This window comes from uncultured Streptococcus sp. (assembly GCF_938036805.1).
GTDB lineage: Bacteria > Bacillota > Bacilli > Lactobacillales > Streptococcaceae > Streptococcus.
Genome location: NZ_CALHWC010000213.1, coordinates 1 through 2,191, shown reverse-complemented (window position 1 = coordinate 2,191; position 2,191 = coordinate 1). Strand labels below are relative to the sequence as shown.

Genomic DNA, 2,191 nt, shown 5'->3' with positions numbered 1-2,191 from the left:
AAAATTTGTTTCAATCAGCAAGGTTTGCCCTGCTTTAACTGTCACTGGCTTGGTTCTCATAGGAGCTACCCCTACACGAACAACAGCTTCTTCTCCCTCAATAGGAAAGATGGCCTCGTCGTCATTCTGGATCGTACCAACCTTTTGACCATTGACTAAAATTGGAAAATTCCCAATAATCCCTACAAAGCCTGTTCCGCGTTTTACTTTAACTTCTGACATAAGGACTCCATTATTTTTTATCTATTTTACCATAAGTTCCATTCAAATAAAAGGCGAAAACCAGCCTCACGACTGGTTTTCCACTTATTTCTAAAGTTTTTCCAACTCTTCATTGAGCAATTTTTGTGCTACTTGTGGGTTGGCTTGACCCTTGGTAGCCTTCATCAATTGACCGATCAAGGACTTGGCCGCATTCTTGTTGCCGCCCTTATAGTCATTGATGGCTTTTTCATTATCCGCAAAGACTTGCTGGATAATAGGAAGAAGTTGAGCAGGGTCTGAGATTTGAATCAGGCCTGCTTTTTGTACATATTCCTTAGCAGAGCCACCATTTTTAGCCAGATGGACAAAGACCTTCTTGGCAATCTTAGAAGAAATCGTTCCGTCTGCAATCAAGGCAATCATCTCAGTCAGGTTCTCAGGTATCAGCTCAATCTCAGAGATGGTCTTTCCTTCTGCATTGAGGTATTGCGCCACTTCTCCTTGGAGCCAGTTAGAGACAGATTTAGCATCGCCACCTGCCGCAACAGCTGCTTCAAAGAAATCTGACACAGCCTTCGTAGCTGTCAGCTGCTTGGCATCGTAGTCAGTCAGACCGTAGTCGCCCACATACTTGGCACGGCGCTCTTTTGGAAAGGCTGGCAGGCTACTGCGCACTTGCTCAATCCAAGCATCTTCGATCTCAAAGATAGGCAGATCAGGCTCTGGGAAGTAACGATAGTCAGCCGAACCTTCCTTCACCCGCATGAGCAGAGTTTCGCCAGTCGCTTCATCATAACGACGGGTTTCCTGACGGATTTGACCACCACTGCGTAGGATTTCAGCCTGGCGTTTTTCCTCAAATGCCAGACCCTTACGGACAAAGTTGAAAGAGTTAAGGTTTTTCAGCTCAGTCTTGGTACCAAACTCTTTCTGGCCGTAAGGACGGATGGAAATATTGGCGTCAACCCGCATGGAGCCCTCTTCCATCTTGACATCCGAAATGCCCGTGTACTGAATGATTTCCTTGAGAGCAGTCAGATAGGCATAGGCTTCTTCTGGACTACGCATATCCGCTTCAGACACAATCTCAATCAGCGGCACCCCTTGGCGGTTGAGGTCCACATAAGAGTAGCCGTCACTACCGTGGGTATTCTTTCCAGCATCTTCTTCCAAGTGGGCCCGCTCGATACGGATTTTCTTGGTTGTGCCGTCTTCTAGTTCAATCTCAATCCAGCCATTGTAGCCAATCGGCTCATCAAACTGAGAAATTTGATAGGCTTTGGGATTGTCTGGATAGAAGTAATTCTTGCGGTCAAAGTGCATCTTCTGGTGAATGTCCATATTCAAAGCCAGAGCAGCCTTGATACCATAGTCAATGACACCCTTGTTCATAACAGGCAAAACACCCGGGAAGGACCAGTCAATGATATTAGTGTTGGCATTTGGATCTTCACCGAAGTGAGCTGGAGCCGGTGAGAAAATTTTTGAATTGGTCTTCAATTCAACATGGACTTCCAGTCCGATAACTGTTTCAAAGTTCATTATTTTTCACCTCCAAAGATAACTGGCTGCTGCTTGTGATAGTCAGTCGTCGCTTCAAATGCTGCGGCTGCCTGATAGATGGTCGCTTCATCAAAGTGGTTCCCAATCAGCTGCAAGCCGACAGGAAGACCATCTGCAAAGCCAGCAGGGATTGAAATGCCAGGCAGGCCAGCCAGATTAACTGGAATGGTCAAAAGGTCAGCCAAATACATGGCCACAGGATCTTGGTTTTGACTGCCCAAGTCATAAGCTACAGTTGGTGCAGTTGGGCCTAAGATCAAGTCATATTTTTCAAAAACCTTAGCAAAATCTTGCATAATCAGGGTCCGAACCTGACCAGCTTTCTTGAAGTAGGCATCGTAGTAACCAGACGACAAGCTGAATGTCCCAAGCATGATGCGGCGTTTCACCTCTTCACCAAAGCCTTCGCTACGAGATTTGACAT

The 2,191-nt window shown here is 46.1% G+C and carries 2 protein-coding genes and 1 pseudogene; all 3 read right to left on the bottom strand.

Annotation, left to right across the window (positions count from 1 at the left end; all coding sequences use genetic code 11):
* A pseudogene (locus Q0191_RS09185) lies at nucleotides 1-222 on the bottom strand (hypothetical protein); the annotation flags it as partial.
* A 90-nt stretch (nucleotides 223-312) separates the two neighbouring features.
* Entirely contained in the window at nucleotides 313-1,746 is a 1,434-nt protein-coding gene (gene gatB / locus Q0191_RS09180; RefSeq protein WP_297665850.1) for an Asp-tRNA(Asn)/Glu-tRNA(Gln) amidotransferase subunit GatB, read from the bottom strand.
* A partial coding sequence (locus tag Q0191_RS09175) for an amidase (protein WP_297665848.1) occupies nucleotides 1,746-2,191 on the bottom strand: 446 nt, incomplete at its 5' end. The genes gatB and Q0191_RS09175, both read right to left, overlap by 1 nt.